1 protein-coding gene is annotated in these 353 nt (G+C 59.2%); it reads right to left on the reverse strand.

Annotated elements, in window-relative coordinates; genetic code table 11:
• Nucleotides 1-2: 2 nt before the first annotated feature.
• A partial coding sequence (locus tag QN413_RS27175) for a transposase (RefSeq protein ID WP_416352259.1) occupies nt 3-353 on the reverse strand: 351 nt, incomplete at its 5' end.

Genomic DNA, 353 nt, shown 5'->3' on the forward strand with positions numbered 1-353 from the left:
GATCAAGCGCGCTTTGTCGGCGCAAGTGATCTCTTCGCCCGGATCAAGGCGTGCACTTTTTTTAAGTACGCGACCTCGGCGCGCAGTCGCTCGTTCTCTTCGCGCAGGGCGTCCGCCGAATCGGGGATGGCCTTGGGCGATGTGTCTGAGCAATGTTGTTCTGGCTTCTTATCTGGCTTTGGCATGGTGTTCCCCAGAGCTTGCGCGTCGCCCTCAGAAATGTCGCGTCGCCAGACCACAACCTGGTTCGGATTGCGGATGTCATAGATGGCGGCGACCCGACGGCTGGACAGTCGTTCACGGTCCTGATGTGACAGAACCCGCAGCTTGAATTCCGAACTGTAGGCGCTGCG

The organism is Variovorax sp. LG9.2 (assembly GCF_035018885.1).
Lineage (GTDB): Bacteria > Pseudomonadota > Gammaproteobacteria > Burkholderiales > Burkholderiaceae_C > Variovorax.